This window comes from Flavobacterium sp. LC2016-13, assembly GCF_009707955.1.
GTDB lineage: Bacteria > Bacteroidota > Bacteroidia > Flavobacteriales > Flavobacteriaceae > Flavobacterium.
In genome coordinates this window covers 12,921-30,851 of the sequence record NZ_WMDQ01000022.1, presented here as the reverse complement: position 1 = coordinate 30,851, position 17,931 = coordinate 12,921, and the positions used below count along the sequence as shown (strand labels likewise).

The following is a 17,931-nucleotide window of genomic DNA, read 5'->3' as shown; positions in this document are numbered from 1 at the left end:
CTCTTCGAATTGTTCTCAGTAAAGTTGCCCGGCTATTTTCCGATACAGAAATTAGCAAAAATATTCCCCAGCAATTCATCATTAGAAACCTGACCTGTAATAAGTCCAAATTGATATAAAGCCTCACGAATATCCAGTGCAATCAAATCGCTTGAAAGATTTGTTTCTAGACCAAATTTTACTTTTTGTATTTCATCCAAAGCTTTTAGTAAAGAATCGTAATGTCTTGTATTTGTAACAATTGTTTCATTATTACGAAGAGCACCAGTATTTACAAAAGAAAGCAATTCATTCTTTAAATCATCAACACCAATTTTTTCTTTAGCAGAAATTAATAGAAGTTTAGCATTTAAATTTTCAAGCTTAGTTGTAATGTTTGAAACTTCATCAGCAGATAATATATCTTTTTTATTGACTACAATTACTAAAGGTTTTAACGGATATTTATTCTTGATTTGTTCAATTTCAGAAACAAACTCAGAACTTGAAACCTGAAACTTTAAACCATCAAACAAATATATTACAACCTGTGCCTGTTCTATTTTTTCGAAAGTTTTTTTGATTCCAATGCTTTCTACAACATCTTTAGTTTCACGAATTCCAGCTGTATCAATAAACCTAAAACCGATCCCGCCAATAACCAATTCATCTTCAATCGTATCTCTGGTTGTTCCTGCAATGTCAGAAACTATGGCGCGTTCTTCATTTAATAAAGCATTCAATAAAGTCGATTTCCCAACATTTGGTTCGCCAACAATTGCAACAGGAATTCCGTTTTTAATAACATTTCCAACGGCAAAAGAATCGATTAAACGTTTTAATACAAACTCAATCCTGTTTAATAATTCATGAAATTGAGTTCTGTCAGCAAATTCTACATCTTCTTCAGCAAAGTCAAGTTCTAATTCAATCAAAGATGCAAAATTCAAAAGTTCTTCGCGTAATTTGGCTATTTCATTACTAAAACCGCCACGCATTTGTTGCATTGCAATTTGATGTGAAGCTTCATTATCAGACGAAATCAAATCAGCAACTGCTTCTGCTTGCGATAAATCCAGTTTTCCGTTTAAAAATGCTCGAAGCGTAAATTCTCCTGCATCAGCCATACGGCATCCTTTTCTCAATAATAACTGAATAATCTGCTGTTGAATATAAGTTGATCCGTGACAAGATATCTCAATAGTATTTTCACCTGTATAAGAGTTTGGCCCTTTAAAAACAGAAACTAAAACTTCATCAAGAGTTTTTGATTCGTCAACAATATGTCCCAAATGCAAAGTATGTGTTTTTTGTTTGGTTAAATCTTTGTTTTTAATGGATTTAAAAACCGAATTTCCGATAGTAATTGCTTCAGAACCTGAAATTCGGATTATGGCAATAGCTCCGGCTCCTGAAGGTGTTGCCAATGCAACTATAGAATCTTGATTTATCATGGTGCAAAGGTATAAAAAAAGGTATAAAGTTTTGAAACCGAAGTTGATTGGAAAAGGAGGATTTTAGAAGATAAATGCTCATTTATAAGCCGAAAAATTAAATGTTAAATTACTGATAATTATCAGAGTATTTTATTTTTAGAATGATTAAATTTGAGAGAATAACTTTATAATCTGAAACAAAATGAAAAAGATATTAGTACCCACCGACTTTTCTGAAGCTGCAACAAATGCTTTTGTACATGCTTTAGAATTTGCTAAAATTGTTAATGCCGAACTTATTTTGTTACATACTTTTGAAATTCCGGTTTATGACAGTCAATTTTTTCCGGAGAATTATGCATCCATTTACAGTTCAATAGAATTAGCTAAATTTGAAGTGTTTAAAGATGAAATTCCAAAACTAAGAGCCATAGCAACCGAACGCAAATTAGATGATATTGTGATTAAACATCGTTTAATGGATGGAGATTTAATTTATAATTTAAAAAATGCCGTTCAGGAAGATAAAATAGATTTTGTAATTATGGGAACAACGGGCGTTTCTGACTGGACAAAATTTTTCCTGGGCTCTAATACTAATTCAGTAATTTCAGGAGTTGAAGTTCCTGTTTTATGTGTTCCTATTGATGCGAAATGCAAAAAAATAAAAGTTATAGGATTTACAACGCGTTATCGCGAAAAAGATAAAAAAGAACTGCGTAAAGTTTTAAAAATAGCCCAAAAAACGGGTGCTAAAGTAAAAAGTCTGTATGTTAAAACTTCAAATTCTGATGTTGCCGATATTACTATTAAAGAATGGGAGGTAGAATTTGCTAATGAAAATGTAGAGTTTTCTGTACTTCCCAGTGATAATGTAAAAGAAACTATTCTTGACTTTATTCTGTATAAAGACATAGACATTCTTACTACTATAACGCATAAAAGATCTTTTTTTGAAAGCCTTTTTGATTCAGGATTTACTCAAAAAATAGCGAAGCAAGTTTCTGTGCCTGTTTTAGTTATGCACGAGAACTAAAATTCAGTCTTTTTTTAATATTGATTTTATGATTCAAAACCTATATTTGTATTTCATCAAATCAATATAATGGATTCATATCAACATAAAATCGAGCATTATTCTGAACTTTTTAATAAAATCAATAAAAGGTACAACAGTATAAGTATTCTACGTTTATTAAGTGTTTTTCTTTGTTTGTTTTTGCTGTTTTATTATATCAAAACAAATGAAATTCTTTACGTGGTTTTTGCTTTTCTATCTTTTGTTGGTTTTATTTTTTTAATGCGGATTCATTCGCGTTTATCTTTTCAAAAACAAATTACTACTGCACTTTTAAAGATTAATGAAAATGAAATTTCATTTCTTAAAAGAGAAAAACTTCCGTTTGAGAATGGAGTTGAATTTAACGATTTTCATCATCCGTATGCTTATGATTTAGATATTTTTGGAGATCATTCTTTGTTTCAAAATTTAAATAGAACCGCTACTTTTATTGGAAAAAAAACATTAGCAAACCATTTATTGACACAATTTCCAAATAAAATTATTTTAGAAAACCAGGAAGCAATAAATGAATTAAAGACTAAAATTGATTGGAGACAAGATTTCCTTGCGCTGGCAACTGTCAGTAATGACACAAAGAATTCTTATGATTCATTAATTTATTGGAAATCATTTAGAAATAATTCATTACCTAAAGTTTTAATTGCACTGTCAATTGTTTTGCCAACATTGTTTTTTGGCTTATTAACGGCTTATTTTATAACTTCAAAAACAATAATATTATCATATCTTACCTATGTTTTTATTGCAAATATGATTGTATTGGGAAGATCATTAAAGCGAATTCAATCTGAAATAGCCAAAGCGGATAATATTGATAAAATCATTAAACAATATAGTTTATTAGTAAAGAAGATAGAAACTGAAAATTTTCAGTCAAAAAAACTAATTGATCTGCAAAAGCAGCTTGTTTTTAAAAATGCATCGGCAAGTTCGCATTTAAAACAGCTTTCAGAATTGTTTTCCCGAATGGATACGATTAGCAATTTTGTTACGGCAATTGTATTTAACGGAACATTTTTATTTAATCTTCATGTTTTAAAAGCACTGCTAAAATGGAAAGAAAGTTATTCTGAAGAACTCGAAAATTGGATTAACATTATTGGTGAATTTGAAGCTTTGAATAGTTTCGCTAATCTGGCATATAATAATCCTGATTTTGTTTTTCCTGAAATTAATTCTGAATATAAAATTGGTTTTAAAGATTTGAGCCATCCATTATTAAATCCGGCAACCAGAATAGGGAATAATACTGCTTTTTATCCCGAATCGTTTATGATTTTGACGGGTTCAAATATGTCCGGAAAAAGCACATTTTTAAGAAGTTTGGGTGTAAATATGGTTTTAGGCGGAATTGGTTCTGTTGTCTGTGCTTCAAGAGCTAACATTCATCCATTGCCAGTTTTAGTTTCAATGCATTTGTCTGATTCTTTAGCTGATAGTGAATCGTACTTTTTTGCTGAAATTAAACGCTTAAAACAAATTATGGATGCCTTGGAAGATAAACCTGCATTTGTATTATTAGATGAAATTTTAAGAGGAACGAACTCTGATGATAAACGAAACGGAACTATTGAAGTTGTTAAAAAGATTATTGCAAAAAAAGCAATTGGAGCCATTGCAACACATGATATAGAAGTATGTCTGACAACAAATGATTATCCTGATATTCTAACCAATCAATGTTTTGAAGTCGAAATTAAAAATAACGAACTTCATTTTGATTATAAACTCCGCAATGGAATCTGCCAAAATAAAAGTGCTACTTTTTTGATGCAGAAAATGGGAGTGATATAATTTTAGATTTTAGGTGTAGATTTTAGATTTTTGATCTCGTGGTCACTCTGAGCGAAGTCGAAGAGCACAACATAAACATATAGTTTGTCATCCTGAGGAACGAAGGATCACACTAGAAACTCCGTACAGAAAGTCGCCAATCTTTGTCGAATTACGAGTGTGATCCTTCGTTCCTCAGGATGACAAGATTGTGGTTATTATTTCAAAACTTCTCGAATAGTATTCACAAAAGCCTCAACAGGCTGCGCTCCGGAGACAGCATATTTTCTATCAAAAACAAAAAACGGAACTCCTTGTACACCAATTTCCTGTGCTTCGCTAATGTCCGATTTTACGTCTTTTAGAAACAAGCTTTCGTTTTCTATAACTTCTTTTACTTCATTTAAATCCAAACCGGCTTTAACGGCTAATTCGATTAAAGTTTCAGTATCATTTAGATCTCTTCCTTCTGTAAAATAAGCTTTAAAGAAAATTTCTTCCATTTCATCGCCTAACTTTTTGGTTTTTGCCAATTGTATGATACGATGCGATGTTAGAGAATTTGAAATAATAGCTTTATCAAAGTGATAGTCTAAACCAACACTTTTTGCGCGTTCTACGACACCTTTATGCATTTCTATTGATTGTTCAACTGAAATACCTTTTCGTTCAGCCAGAAACGTATAAACGTCTTTTCCTGATTGGGGTTTAATAGTTGGGTCAAGCTGAAAGCTTTTCCATTCAATTTCAAATTCACCATTTGGAAATTCAGCTAGAGCTGTTTCCAGTTGTCTTTTTCCGATATAACAAAACGGACACATGATGTCCGACCAAATTTCTATTTTCATAAATACAAAGTTAAAGAAAATTTGTTTCAGGTTTTTATTTGTTTCAAGTTTCAAGTTTCCTGCATTGTGTTTTTTTACCGCAAAGGCACAAAGGTTTACGCAAAGCTTCGCGAACTTATTTTTTTAAAACTAAACAAAAGATAAAAAACCTTTGTGTGCTTTGCGGTAAAAATCTGCACAAACCGTATTCGCATTTCAACCTGAAAGCTGAAACAAAAAGTGACTAAAAATAAAAAACCGCAACTCTTTATCAGAATTGCGGTTTTTAGGTATAAAAAATGGTTGGTTAATAGCGATGTTTTTTTTTACAATGATATGTCTTTAATTTCGAACTAAAAAAAATCCCTGTAACAAAAAGAAGTTTTGATGTTAACTATTTAACATTACCGGCATTACCAACATTGTAACAGTTTCTCCTTCTTCTAAACCATCAACTGGCGTTAGGATTCCGGCTCTGTTTGGTAATGACATTTCTAACATAATCATGTCTGATTGTAAGTTAGTCAACATTTCTGTTAAAAAACGAGAGTTGAAACCAATTTGAAGATCATCTCCTTGATAATCACAAGTCAATCTTTCTTCAGCTTTGTTTGAGTAATCAATATCTTCTGCAGAAACATTTAATTCAGCTCCAGCAATTTTTAAACGAATTTGGTGCGTTGTTTTGTTTGAGAAAATCGCAACACGACGAACTGAACTTAAAAATAAAGAACGATCGATCATTAATTTGTTTGGATTTTCTTTTGGAATTACCGCTTCGTAATTTGGATATTTTCCATCAATTAAACGACACATCAAGATATAATTGTCAAATGAGAAAGTCGCATTTGAATCGTTGTATTCAATTTTTACTTCAGCATCAGAAGTTCCTAAAATGCTTTTTAAAATGTTTAAAGGTTTTTTAGGCATAATAAAATCTGCAACCTGAGATGCTTTTACATCTGTACGTGCATATTTTACCAATTTATGAGCATCTGTTGCAACAAAAGTTAATCCTTCTGGTGAAAACTGGAAGAAAACCCCAGACATTACCGGACGTAAATCATCGTTTCCTGCAGCAAAAATAGTTTTGCTTACAGCAGTTGCCAAAACATCAGCAGGAACAAGCGTTACAGAAGGATCTTCAAGGTTTACTGATTTTGGAAATTCTTCTCCTGCAGCGTATGCTAATGCATACTTTCCTGAGTTAGAGCTAATTTCAACAGTGTTATTTTCCTCAACTGTAAAAGTTAAAGGTTGTTCTGGAAACGTTTTCAAAATTTCAAGCAAAAGTTTAGCAGGCACAGCCACACTTCCTTTACTTTTAGAATCGATTGATAATGTAGCAGACATTGTAGTTTCAAGATCTGAAGCTGAAACTGTCAACTCACTATTGTTTAGTTCAAATAAAAAGTTGTCTAAAATTGGCAACGTATTGTTACTGTTAATTACACTACCTAAAACTTGTAATTGTTTTAATAAGTACGAACTCGATACTATAAATTTCATCTCTTTTGTTTTATTTTTTTGCTCTTTTCTTTAGTTTTTCTTCAACCAAGATAGGTTTTACAAATATATCGTAAACAATCTTAGTTTTGCAATTTTTTTATTAACATCTATTTGCTGTATTTTCTTTTTCTGATGTAAGTAAAAGCCAATCCAAAAACCAATAAAATTAGAATTGGAAGTCCGATAGTTATGAATTGTGTAAGGCTGTAATTTTCGTAAACTTTTTCCTTATCTAATAATGGTAATTCTAAATCTTTACTTCTAATGTTAATAAGTCCGGTATCATCCAACAAATAATTGATACAGTTCATCATAAAATCTTTGTTGTCATAAAGGTTTCCAGTGCGCTGATCGTAACCCAATTCAACCGGCATCAAGTTTTTATCTAATTGGTTTCTTGCTAGATCTCCGTCAGAAATCACAATCATTTTTGTAGGTTTTCCTTTTGCCAGAAACGAATTTTCTTTAAAAGGTAAAACACGATTCTCAAAAACAGAATGAAAACTTCCTTCTAATAATACAGAAAGCGGTATATTTCCTTTATTCAGATAATCCTGAGGAGAAGTTTGCTCTGTTACAATATTTAAATTGATTTCAACCGGAGTTCCAATTTTTTTAGAATATTGGGAAGATTGTAATAAAACCGTTTTTTTGATTCCGTTTTTCAAAGTATCAATCGGATTCGCGAAATCAAATTTAATTCCACCTAAATTTTTCACGATTGGATGTTTGCTTGTTGGATAAACTTGTGGTGCATATTTCCAAACAAAATCCTGGTATTGCGTCGCGCTTCCTTGTTCGCCGGTGGCTAATTTTATTGGACTTCCTTGTTCGTCTTTTACTAAATCAGGATTAATTCTGAATCCGTATTTAAAGAACATATCGTTTAAATTCAAATCTCTAGGATACGCTAAAGTTGCTCCGGATTGATTGTATAAACTATCCATATCTGCAGCAACCTGATCGATTAACCATAATGTTTTTCCACCATTCATTATAAACTGATCTAAAACCTGTTTTTCTTCATCAGAAAAAGTTTCAGTTGGTTTTGAAATAATAGCTAAATCGTATTTTTTCAGAGCATCTAAAGTTCCTGTTGGATTTTTAGCAACAGAATCTAACGTAAAAGGTCCGATATAATAGCTTTCTTTAATTTGTTTCAACATTTTTGCAATGTGAACTTCATGCAATTCGCCATTTCCTTTTATGATTGCAACTTTCTTTTGCCTGTCTTTGCTGATTTTATTGATGGCATCGGCAATTGAATATTCTAAATGCTGAATCGATCCAATTACTTTTTGAGTAGTCGAAGCACCCATGATATTTTTTAACAAAGGAATATTAACTTCTTTATTGTTGTAAACCGCAACTGCCCAAGGAAATACCATTGCCTGCGATTGTTTTCCTTTATCGTCAACAGTGATGTTTATTGGCGTTAATCCTTTTTGGTAAAGAGATTTTACAACGGCCATACTTTCGTCTTCGTTTTCCATCGGATTCACAAATTCGAAAACAATATTGCTGTTATAAGCCTGAAATTCTTCTAATAATTGTTTGGTTTCCTGTTGTAAACGTCTAAAATCTGCAGGAAGTTCGCCTTGCATATAAATCTTAATCGACAACGGATTTTTAACCTGTTTTACAATTTGTAAAGAGGTTTCAGATAATGTATATCGTTTGTCTTTGGTTAAATCAAATCGGTGGAAAAACAAACTTCCAAGAACATTTAAAACGATTAAAACGAAAACGGTAATACCTAACGTTTTGATATTTTGTTGAGTAGATGCTTTCATTACGCTTTAAAAGATTTTAATTGATAAATGGTAAAAGACAGAAATAATACGGTAATGCTTAAAAAATAAATAACATCACGCGTATCAATAACGCCCCGACTCATACTTTTAAAATGGTCTTGCATGCCAAATGCTGAAATAATTGTTGAAGATCCCGGAATTAATGAAGCCAATCCTTCAAATCCAAAATAAAATATAAAGCATAAAAAAACGGCTATAATAAAAGCAACAATTTGATTTTCTGATAGGGTAGAAGTAAAAATTCCGATAGCAGAATATGAAGCTATTAAAAACAGTAATCCGAAATAAGAACCAATTGTGCTTCCCATATCAATGTTTCCTTCTGGAGAACCTAAATTCGAAAGTACTTTTACATATATAAAGGTTGGAATAATTGCTAAAATGATTAAGAATAACGATCCTAAAAATTTTCCATTTACAATTTCCCAAATTGATAATGGTTTTGTTAAAAGCAATTCTAATGTTCCTTGTTTTTTTTCGTCAGAGAAACTTCTCATCGTTACAGCCGGAATCAGAAAAATCAAAATCCAGGGCGCTAATGTGAAAAACGGAGTCAAATCAGCATAACCTGTATTTAAGATATTGTAATCTCCTTCAAAAACCCATAAAAAAAGCCCGTTGCTAATTAAGAATATAGCAATGACCAAATAGCCAATAGGAGAGCCAAAAAAGGATTTTATTTCTCGTAAAATGATTGATTTCATGTTTAACGTTTATTCGTTTATTTGTTTAATCGTTGATTTGTTTTTTTGTTTAAGGTTTTGAAAAACTTATAAACTAAATTAGCTTTCGTTTTTCTAGCTCTGATTTTAGCTCTTCAAAATGCTCAATATATGACTTTCTATTTTTTTTATACATTTCTGTAAAATCCATTCCTCTATAGTATTCAATCAAGTCGGTAAGTTCATTATCCGTTAAATTATTTATTTTTTTTAATTTGATTGAATCATTAAAAGTTTCCTCATATTTTTCATTTAATATTTCCGTTGCTTTTTCTTTCGCCGGAATATTATTTAGCTCTGTTATTTTGAATTTATTCTTTTGTAATTCTTTTTCGCCAATTATGTTCAGATATTCTTCAATAATACTTACATCAATATCAATTATACCTTTTCCAAACTTATGTCTATCATTACCGTTTTTTTTAACTCCAGAAATCCAACAACTAATTCCTGTTTCAAGATCAAAATAATTGCTTGAAATTCCTTTTCCTTTTTTATATATGTTTCCATTGAAGTAGATTGTTTGTCCTGTTTTCGAAAAGAAACATTTCCCAATCCACGCTTTTTCATCGTGATTTACTCCAGTTTTAGTTTCAACATATACAATTTCAGATCTCATTTTTTTTCAGGTTCCAAGTTCGTAAAGCTTTGTGAACTTTGCGATTTTTAAAGTCTTTAATTAATCTTTGCGAACTTAGTGGTTAATTCATTCCAATTTTCAGATTCAGCATATAACTTGAAACCTGAAACAATTTTAAACCAAAGACACAACTTTATCTACACTCCAGGCTTCTGGTTTTGCATTGAATAATTGTTTTGTAAAACTCCAAACCGTATTAAAAAGTTCAGATTGTCTGTAATTTTCAAGATCTTCTTCAGTTTCCCAATAACTATAGGTGAAAAATATGCATTTGTCATTTTTATCCTGATACAATTCTAAAAAACGATTTCCGTCTGCATTTCGTATTTTATCTTTCACTGATTCAAAATTCTTGAGAAAATCAGGAATTTTTTCTTCGTGAAAACTCATTTTTACTATTCTGACAAACATCTTTGTAATTTTAAATTTTAGATTGTTGTCCCGAAGCTTCGGGATTAGATTATTGAATGTCTAAAAGCTAACAGGTGCGCAAAAATACCAAAATAGATTGTTCTTTTTAGGAAAAAAATTAAATTCCAATAATGAAATTCTAAATTCCAAATTTACAGCATTTTTAAATCTCAAATCTGAACTCTCAAATCTAAAATTGTTAAAGAAACTGAACCGTAATCACATCACGATAATTCAATCCCAACAAACTATTGGCAGAACCTACTTTTGAAGGATTGCTTCTAAAAATTGCAATTTCAAGAAATCCGGCTTCGTTAAAAATCGCCAGTTTTTCGCCTTCATAAGTTTTGATCGGATATTTCTCTGAAGTTGCAATTGCTGAATAATTTGGCAAAATGGTTTTGATGCTTTTGGGTTTCATTACAATTTCGTACGGACGGCCTTTTGCCACTTCAAGAAATTGTTGTTTAGAAATGTTGGTTACGATATTTCCAAAATGATCAATATAAATTACATATCCTTTTAGTGAATTTCCATCATTAGAAACAACGGCTTGAAGTTCTGTTATTTCTTTAATTCCGGTAATTTCTTTTCCAATAACATTCAGTAAACCACCTTTTGCAATATGGCAGGCAACTTGTATGAAAATATCCAAATCGCTGAATTCACTCGGGAAACGATCGTGAACATTAATTTCGACAATTTTTTGCGGAACAATTTTCTGCGTAAGCATACTTAAGATACCATTATCGGCACAAATAAAGTAATGATCATTCCATTGCATGGCAATATGTTGGTTCTCTTTATTGCGTTCGATATCGACACCAATTAAGTGAACAGTTCCTTTTGGAAAACTTAAATATGATGCGCCAATAACATAGCTGGCTTCGGCGGTATTAAACGGATCTATGTCGTGTGAAATGTCAATTATTTGAACCTCTGAATATTCAGATAAAATTTTACCCTTTAGCGAACCAACAAAGTGGTCTTTTAAGCCGTAGTCTGTAGTAAGGGTAATTATTGACATAATTTTGTTTATAACTATTGGTAGTTTTTAAATCTAATTTTCATTAAATTTGAGATATGCAAATCTAGTAATACTAAATACAAATTGAAAGAAAGAAAATACAATTTGATTTAAAGATATAAACAACCCGACAACAATAGATTTTCAAAACAAATTTATTTTAATTTAAAACTACCTCATTTGAACGAAAGAATAATCGAGCTAATAGACATCGCTCCAAAAGACTTTTGGGGCGCTCAGGACACTCATCTTGAAATAATTAAAAAGTACTACCCAAAGCTTAAAATAGTAGCAAGAGGGACAACTTTGAAAGCATTTGGCGAAAAAGAAGTTTTAGATGAATTCGAAAAGAGATTTCAAAGGTTGATGCTTCATTTTACAAGATACAACAACATTGATGATAATGTAATTGAACGTGTAATTATGAGTGATGGTCAGGATGAAAAAAAATCATACGATCATGACAAAATATTAGTTCACGGAGTTGGCGGTAAAATTATTAAAGCCATGACGCCAAACCAACAATTATTGGTAGATACCATCAAAAAAAATGATATGGTATTTGCAGTTGGGCCAGCGGGAACCGGAAAAACGTATACAGGTGTGGCGATGGCCGTAAAAGCACTTAAAGAAAAAGAAGTAAAAAGGATCATACTTACGCGACCGGCGGTAGAAGCAGGAGAAAATCTTGGTTTTTTACCCGGCGATATGAAAGAAAAACTAGATCCGTACATGCAGCCTCTTTATGATGCCTTGCGCGATATGTTGCCAAATGAAAAACTGGAGGATTATATTTTAAAAGGAATTATTCAGATTGCGCCATTGGCATTTATGCGTGGGCGTACACTAGATAATGCTTTTGTAATTCTCGATGAAGCACAAAACACGACGCATTCGCAAATGAAAATGTTTTTGACCCGTATGGGAAAAAATGCGAAATTCATGATTACGGGTGATCCTGGACAGGTCGATTTACCACGCAGAACTATTTCTGGTCTTAAAGAAGCTATTCTGGTTTTGAAAGACGTTGACGGAATCGGAATTATTTATCTTGATGATAAAGATATCGTGCGCCACAGATTAGTGAAAAAGGTAATTGATGCTTATAAACAAATAGAAAATCACGATTAAGTTTTATTTAATAAAATGTCAGATGTAAATCGTAAAATGTGTTTTGATGTTTAATGATATTCGTTTTATTCATGTTCTTTTTAAGAAATGTGTAAAACGAATATTTTTTTGTTTGATGAATTTTAAATGGCAATTTAATGAGAGTGATAATTTTTAGTTTTTTATTATTTATTAGTTTGATTTCATGCAAAAAATCAGAAATTCCAATAAGTAAGTTTGTTGGTGTCTGGTATGATACAGAATATGTAGTACCAAGTTTAACGATAATAAAAATAAAGGCAGATAGTACTTTTTACTGTACTAGTGGAGCTTGTACCTGGCAGGGTTTTTCGCAAGGTAAATGGAAAATAATTGGAGACTCTATAGAATTGATCAGTACAAAAAGTGATACATGTTATAGAATGCTTCCATTTGTTGATTGCAATCCATTTGACAAAAGAAAAGACTCGCTAACTATTTCAAATTGTAATCCTAAAGGACATGCTGATTTTTTAATTTTTGAGAAAGAAAGATTTTATATTAAAAACGATTCTTTAGTTTATAAATTAAAACCAAGTTCTAAATGTCCTGATACTTTGAAAATTATTTTTGCTAAAACTCAAAAAATCAGAAATGAAACAAGTAGATGATTTCTACCTAAATAAGGAAGAACCTGAAAAAGGTACATTGCTTGCATTAAAAGAAATTATTCTAAAACAAGACAAAGACATTACACATGTTCTAAAATACGGAATGCCGTTTTTTTGCTATAAAGGAAAAATGTTCTGCTATTTATGGATTCACAAAAAACTCAAAAAACCTTATATCGGAATTGTTGAAGGAAAACACTTTGACGAACCTTTTTTAATTCAGGAAGATCGGTCCAGAATGAAAATTATGATGTTTGATTCAGAACAAGATTTACCTATAGAAACAATTGAATTGGTTTTGCAAAAAGCATTGAATTTATATAAAACAGGAATTATTAAAGTTTAAATTATTAATAATTTACTTTTTGAAGAAATAGTTAAATATATAATAAACTTGCATCATTTTAGGCTTTCAAGGCTTGTAATCTTTGCTTAACTGGTCATAAAACCTTAAATTTGCATATCATAAATACTTGATTATTAATATGACTTCAAAACTTAAGAATATAAAAGTTGTTGTAAGTGACTTAGACGGAACTTTACTCAACACTCAACACAGAATATCAGATTATACCAAATCTATTTTTCAGGAACTTCACAATCAAAATTATCTTATAGTTGTTGCCACTGGTCGTCATCATCTTGATGCAATGGCAATTATCGACACACTCGAAGTTCCGGTTTATTTAGTGAGTTCAAACGGAGCAAGAATTCATTCGCCTGAAAAAGAAGAACTTTTTGCATTCAATTTAAGTAGTGATGTTGTAAAAGCAGCATTAAATGTTGAAATTGATCCTGAAATTACGGTTGTTTTATTTAAAGAAAATGTTTGGCAAACGAATAGAATAAGTGAAAAACTAAATGCTTTTCAAGCGGAATTAAAATATCATCCTGAATTGGTTGATTATAAAACACTGGAAGATTTTGGTTCTATAAAATTATTCTTTTCATGCGATAATCATGAAAAATTAGTAAAACTAAAAGATGCTATTTTAGCAAATTCTTCAGAACATTTGCATCATGCATTTAGCCTTCCAACGTGTTTAGAGTTTATGGATAAATCTATAGATAAAGCCGTTGCAATCGAACAAGTACTAGAAAAAGAAGGTTTTACATTAGAAGAAGTAGTTTCTTTTGGAGATGGTTTTAATGATGTTCAAATGTTGTCAGCATCAGGAAAAGGCTTAATTATGGGTAATGCTCCGGCTTTATTAAAAGAAACATTGCCTGATCTGGAAATTATAAAAACAAATGCCGAAGATGGCCTTGCAAGATATATTTCATCAAAAATCCTGAATAAGGAATTTGTTGCGAGCTAACAATAATTATTTTACGTATATAAATAAATCCTTGAAGATAATTCTTCAGGGATTTTTTTATTAATAAATAGTTTGAAAGATTTTGCAAGCAAATGATAAAAAGATTTTTTTTATAGTTTTAAGATGTATTTTTGTTTTTACAAAAAACTAAACCATGACAAAAAACATTTTTATTCTTGCCTTTTTAATTTTTTCAATAAGCGGCAATAGCCAAACCTTGAAATTAGAAGAAATAATGAAAGGCGAATCTTTTATTGGAAATCAACCAACAAACGGACGCTGGTCTTTAGATGGCAAAAAAGTTTATTTTGAATGGAATCCAACCGATGATTTAGGAGCAAATACGTATTCATGGCAAAAAGGAGCAGCAAAACCAGTTTTGGTTGAAGCAAAAGAAGCTGCTTTTTCTAAACAGGATTTTAAAAGAAAACTAACTTCAGATATTGTTTATTATCTGGATAATGGAGGTTTATATTCTTATACAATTAGTACAAAATTGATTAAAAAAATATACCAGCAAAATACGCCAATTTCAAATCTTGAATTGGGTTCAGTAGTAGGGACATTATTTTTTGAACAAAATGAAAATATCTTCAAATACAATGCTAAAGAAGGAACAGTTCTACAAATTACAAACTTTAGCAAAGGAATAAAAAAAGAAAAAATATCTGAAAAGGATTCTTTTTTAAAGACACAGCAAAAAGAATTATTTCAATTTATTAAAGATAAAGAAGCAAAAAAACAATGGAACCTTGCTAAAAGCAAAGCCGTTAAATCTGATTTTGCAAAAGAATATTTTTATGGTAAAGACGGACTTTTTGGATTAAAAGCAAATCCAAACGGAAATTTCGTAACTTTTAGTTTAATCGAAGCATCTGACAGTAAAAAAGAAAAAATGGAAGTTTTTATAACAGATGATGGTTATAATCAAAATCCTGATACAAAGGAAAAAGTGTCTACAGCAAATTTGGTAAAAACCAAATTCGGAATTTATTCTGTTGCAAAAGATACCGTTTACTATGTTAATTTTTCGACATTAAGCCATATTCAGGATACACCAAAGTATTACGAAGAGTACGAAAATTTAAAAAACAAAGCCAAAGAAGATAAGTTAATTATAGCTCAGGCACCTGTTTATAATGAAGATGGATCTTTTGGTATTGTAGAAATCAGGAGTCAGGATAATAAAGACAGATGGTTGGTGAATTTAAATTTTGAAAATGGATCATTTAAAGAAATTGAACATCAGCATGACGAAGCCTGGATTGGCGGCCCGGGAATTTCACAATATTCTGTTGAGCCCGGAATTGTTGGTTTTCTTGCAGATAATGAAACCATTTATTTTCAGTCAGAAGCTACAGGATATTCTCATTTATATACTTATAATTTAAAATCGAATAAGAAAACGCAACTCACAAACGGAAATTGGGAAGTTCGTGACGTAGTTTTATCAAAAGATAAAAAAGTATTTTACTTAACAACAAATACAACACATCCGGGAAATAGAAATTTGTATAAACTTGTCGCAACTGGCGGAGGTTTAGAACCAATTTTAACGAAAGATGGCGCACATGAAGTTGTATTATCTCCAGATGAAAAATCACTTTTAGTACGTTATTCATATAAAAACAAACCTTGGGATTTTTATATAGCTGATAATAAAAAGAATACAGTATTGCAGCAAATATCTTTTTCTACAACAGAGGCTTTTAAAAAATATCAATGGAGAGAACCTGAAGTTATTACATTTAAAGCACAAGACGGAACTCCTGTAAATGCTCGTATATATACTCCTAAAACAGAAACATCAAATAAAGCTGCTATTATATTTGTTCACGGTGCAGGTTATTTACAAAATGCACATAATTACTGGAGTAATTACTACAGAGAATATATGTTCCATAATTTATTGACTGATTTGGGTTATACGATTTTAGACATTGATTATAGAGGAAGTGATGGTTATGGTAGAGATTTTAGAACCGGAATTTACCGTTTTATGGGAGGAAAAGATTTATCTGATCAAATTGACGGTAAAAAATATTTAGTAGAAAAATACGGAATTGACGCCAATAGAGTAGGTATTTACGGCGGTTCATACGGTGGCTTTATTACGTTGATGGGAATGTTAACAACTCCGGGTGAATTTGCTTCGGGAGCTGGTTTGCGTTCTGTTACAGATTGGGCACATTATAATCATGAATATACAGGCAATATTTTAAATTTTCCTGAAACAGATCCGGAAGCTTACAAAAAAAGTTCTCCAATTTATTTTGCAGAAGGCTTAAAAGGAAATTTGATAATGCTGCACGGAATGGTTGATGATAATGTTGAATATAAAGATGTGGTGCGTTTATCTCAACGTTTTATAGAATTACAAAAAAAGAACTGGAGTCTTGCTACTTTCCCTGTTGAATCACACGGATTTAAAGAAACGTATTCATGGATTGACGAATACAGCAGAATCCTGAATTTATTTAATTCGACACTTTTGAAAAAATAGGTTTTTAGTTGATGGTTTATGGTTAGTAGTTTTTAGATTAATTACATTGAACCCAAACTATCAACCACAAACTATCAACAATAAACATTTGCTTGCTCTTTTAATTAGTTTTAAATTTGCATTCATAAAAAAACACACAACTAAGGATAATGAGCAATACAATTACAACTACAAATTTTAATTTCCCGAATCAGAAATCAGTTTACCGTGGAAAAGTTAGAGAAGTTTATAATATTAACGACGAACTTTTGGTAATGGTAGCAACCGACAGACTTTCGGCTTTTGATGTGGTTTTACCAAAAGGAATTCCATACAAAGGACAAATTTTGAATCAGATTGCTACAAAATTTATGGAATTAACAGAAGATATAGTTCCAAATTGGTTAATTGCTACGCCGGATCCAAACGTTGCTGTAGGACATTTATGTGAGCCTTTTAAAGTAGAAATGGTTATTCGCGGATATGTTTCAGGACACGCTGCGCGTGAATATGCTGCAGGAAGAAGACAAATTTGCGGAGTAACAATGGCAGAAGGTTTAAAAGAAAACGATAAATTTCCTGAACCAATTATTACGCCAACAACAAAGGCAGACAACGGTTCTCATGATGAAGATATTTCTCGTGAAGACATTCTTTCTAAAGGAATTGTTTCTGAAGAAGATTATATTGTTTTAGAAAAATTTACACGTGATTTATTTCAAAGAGGAACTGAAATTGCTGCTTCTCGAGGATTAATTTTAGTGGATACAAAATACGAATTCGGAAAAACAAAAGAGGGTGTTATTGTTTTAATTGATGAAATTCATACACCTGATTCTTCTCGTTATTTTTATGCTGATGGATATCAGGAAAGACAAGAAAAAGGAGAGGAGCAAAAACAATTATCAAAAGAGTTTGTACGTCGTTGGTTGATCGAAAATGGTTTTCAAGGTCTGGAAGGACAACAAATTCCGGAAATGACAGACGCTTATATCGAATCAGTTTCTGAGAGATATATTGAATTATACGAGAATATCTTAGGAGAAAAATTCGTAAAAGCTGATATTGCTAATATTGATCAACGTATTGATAAAAACGTATTAGATTACCTTGGATCTAAATAGTAATTTCATGGTTTAAACCAACTA

General features: G+C 31.2%; 16 protein-coding genes. 8 read left to right on the top strand and 8 right to left on the bottom strand.

Annotation, left to right across the window (positions count from 1 at the left end; all coding sequences use genetic code 11):
• Positions 1-32: 32 nt before the first annotated feature.
• Positions 33-1,433 carry a tRNA uridine-5-carboxymethylaminomethyl(34) synthesis GTPase MnmE gene (gene mnmE / locus GKZ86_RS24375; protein WP_154785631.1) on the bottom strand — a complete coding sequence of 467 codons (1,401 nt, stop codon included), beginning with the start codon at positions 1,431-1,433 and terminating at the stop codon, positions 33-35.
• A 184-nt stretch (positions 1,434-1,617) separates the two neighbouring features.
• Here mnmE and GKZ86_RS24370 point away from each other — a divergent pair, with 184 nt between their 5' ends.
• Both GKZ86_RS24370 and GKZ86_RS24365 read left to right on the top strand, forming a co-directional pair.
• A complete protein-coding gene (locus GKZ86_RS24370; protein ID WP_154785630.1) occupies positions 1,618-2,451 on the top strand; it encodes a universal stress protein in 834 nt (277 codons plus the stop codon).
• A gap of 69 nt (positions 2,452-2,520) precedes the next feature.
• Positions 2,521-4,293, top strand: coding sequence for a DNA mismatch repair protein (locus GKZ86_RS24365; RefSeq protein ID WP_154785629.1), 1,773 nt, complete (start codon positions 2,521-2,523; stop codon positions 4,291-4,293).
• Positions 4,294-4,490: 197 nt separating this feature from the next.
• Here the strand turns inward: GKZ86_RS24365 and GKZ86_RS24360 are convergent, their stop codons facing one another.
• The 7 genes from GKZ86_RS24360 to GKZ86_RS24330 all read right to left on the bottom strand — a co-directional run bounded on the left by GKZ86_RS24360 (position 4,491) and on the right by GKZ86_RS24330 (position 11,222).
• A complete protein-coding gene (locus GKZ86_RS24360) occupies positions 4,491-5,120 on the bottom strand; it encodes a DsbA family protein (protein WP_154785628.1) in 630 nt (209 codons plus the stop codon).
• A 369-nt stretch (positions 5,121-5,489) separates the two neighbouring features.
• Positions 5,490-6,608 (bottom strand): DNA polymerase III subunit beta, encoded by a 1,119-nt coding sequence (dnaN, locus tag GKZ86_RS24355; RefSeq protein WP_154785627.1) that lies wholly within the window; start codon positions 6,606-6,608, stop codon positions 5,490-5,492.
• Positions 6,609-6,715: 107 nt separating this feature from the next.
• Positions 6,716-8,401 carry a gliding motility-associated ABC transporter substrate-binding protein GldG gene (gene gldG, locus GKZ86_RS24350; protein ID WP_154785626.1) on the bottom strand — a complete coding sequence of 562 codons (1,686 nt, stop codon included), beginning with the start codon at positions 8,399-8,401 and terminating at the stop codon, positions 6,716-6,718.
• Complete coding sequence (gene gldF / locus GKZ86_RS24345) at positions 8,401-9,126, bottom strand: gliding motility-associated ABC transporter permease subunit GldF (RefSeq protein WP_154785625.1); 726 nt, start codon at positions 9,124-9,126, stop codon at positions 8,401-8,403. The genes gldG and gldF overlap by 1 nt, the downstream gene beginning before the upstream one ends.
• Before the next feature lie 73 nt (positions 9,127-9,199).
• Positions 9,200-9,763: a hypothetical protein gene (locus GKZ86_RS24340; protein ID WP_154785624.1), complete on the bottom strand. Its 564-nt coding sequence runs from the start codon at positions 9,761-9,763 to the stop codon at positions 9,200-9,202.
• Between the two features lie 135 nt (positions 9,764-9,898).
• Positions 9,899-10,195, bottom strand: a complete 297-nt coding sequence (locus tag GKZ86_RS24335; RefSeq protein ID WP_154785623.1) for a putative quinol monooxygenase — start codon at positions 10,193-10,195, stop codon at positions 9,899-9,901.
• 199 nt (positions 10,196-10,394) lie between these two features.
• The gene (locus GKZ86_RS24330; protein ID WP_154785622.1) at positions 10,395-11,222 is read right to left on the bottom strand and encodes an S-adenosyl-l-methionine hydroxide adenosyltransferase family protein; all 828 of its coding nucleotides are present in this window, start codon (positions 11,220-11,222) and stop codon (positions 10,395-10,397) included.
• Between the two features lie 180 nt (positions 11,223-11,402).
• Between GKZ86_RS24330 and GKZ86_RS24325 the strand changes: the two genes are divergently transcribed.
• The 6 genes from GKZ86_RS24325 (at position 11,403) to GKZ86_RS24300 (ending at position 17,907) form a co-directional block, all read left to right on the top strand.
• On the top strand, positions 11,403-12,353 hold the full coding sequence (locus GKZ86_RS24325) for a PhoH family protein (protein WP_154785621.1): 951 nt from the start codon (positions 11,403-11,405) through the stop codon (positions 12,351-12,353).
• 137 nt (positions 12,354-12,490) lie between these two features.
• The gene (locus GKZ86_RS24320) at positions 12,491-12,982 is read left to right on the top strand and encodes a hypothetical protein (protein WP_154785620.1); all 492 of its coding nucleotides are present in this window, start codon (positions 12,491-12,493) and stop codon (positions 12,980-12,982) included.
• Positions 12,966-13,328, top strand: a complete 363-nt coding sequence (locus GKZ86_RS24315) for a DUF1801 domain-containing protein (RefSeq protein ID WP_154785619.1) — start codon at positions 12,966-12,968, stop codon at positions 13,326-13,328. Before GKZ86_RS24320 ends, GKZ86_RS24315 begins: the two co-directional genes overlap by 17 nt.
• Before the next feature lie 139 nt (positions 13,329-13,467).
• Positions 13,468-14,301, top strand: a complete 834-nt coding sequence (locus tag GKZ86_RS24310) for a Cof-type HAD-IIB family hydrolase (protein ID WP_154785618.1) — start codon at positions 13,468-13,470, stop codon at positions 14,299-14,301.
• 154 nt (positions 14,302-14,455) lie between these two features.
• A complete protein-coding gene (locus GKZ86_RS24305) occupies positions 14,456-16,804 on the top strand; it encodes a prolyl oligopeptidase family serine peptidase (protein ID WP_154785617.1) in 2,349 nt (782 codons plus the stop codon).
• A 149-nt stretch (positions 16,805-16,953) separates the two neighbouring features.
• On the top strand, positions 16,954-17,907 hold the full coding sequence (locus tag GKZ86_RS24300; protein WP_154785616.1) for a phosphoribosylaminoimidazolesuccinocarboxamide synthase: 954 nt from the start codon (positions 16,954-16,956) through the stop codon (positions 17,905-17,907).
• The last annotated feature ends 24 nt before the right edge of the window (positions 17,908-17,931 follow it).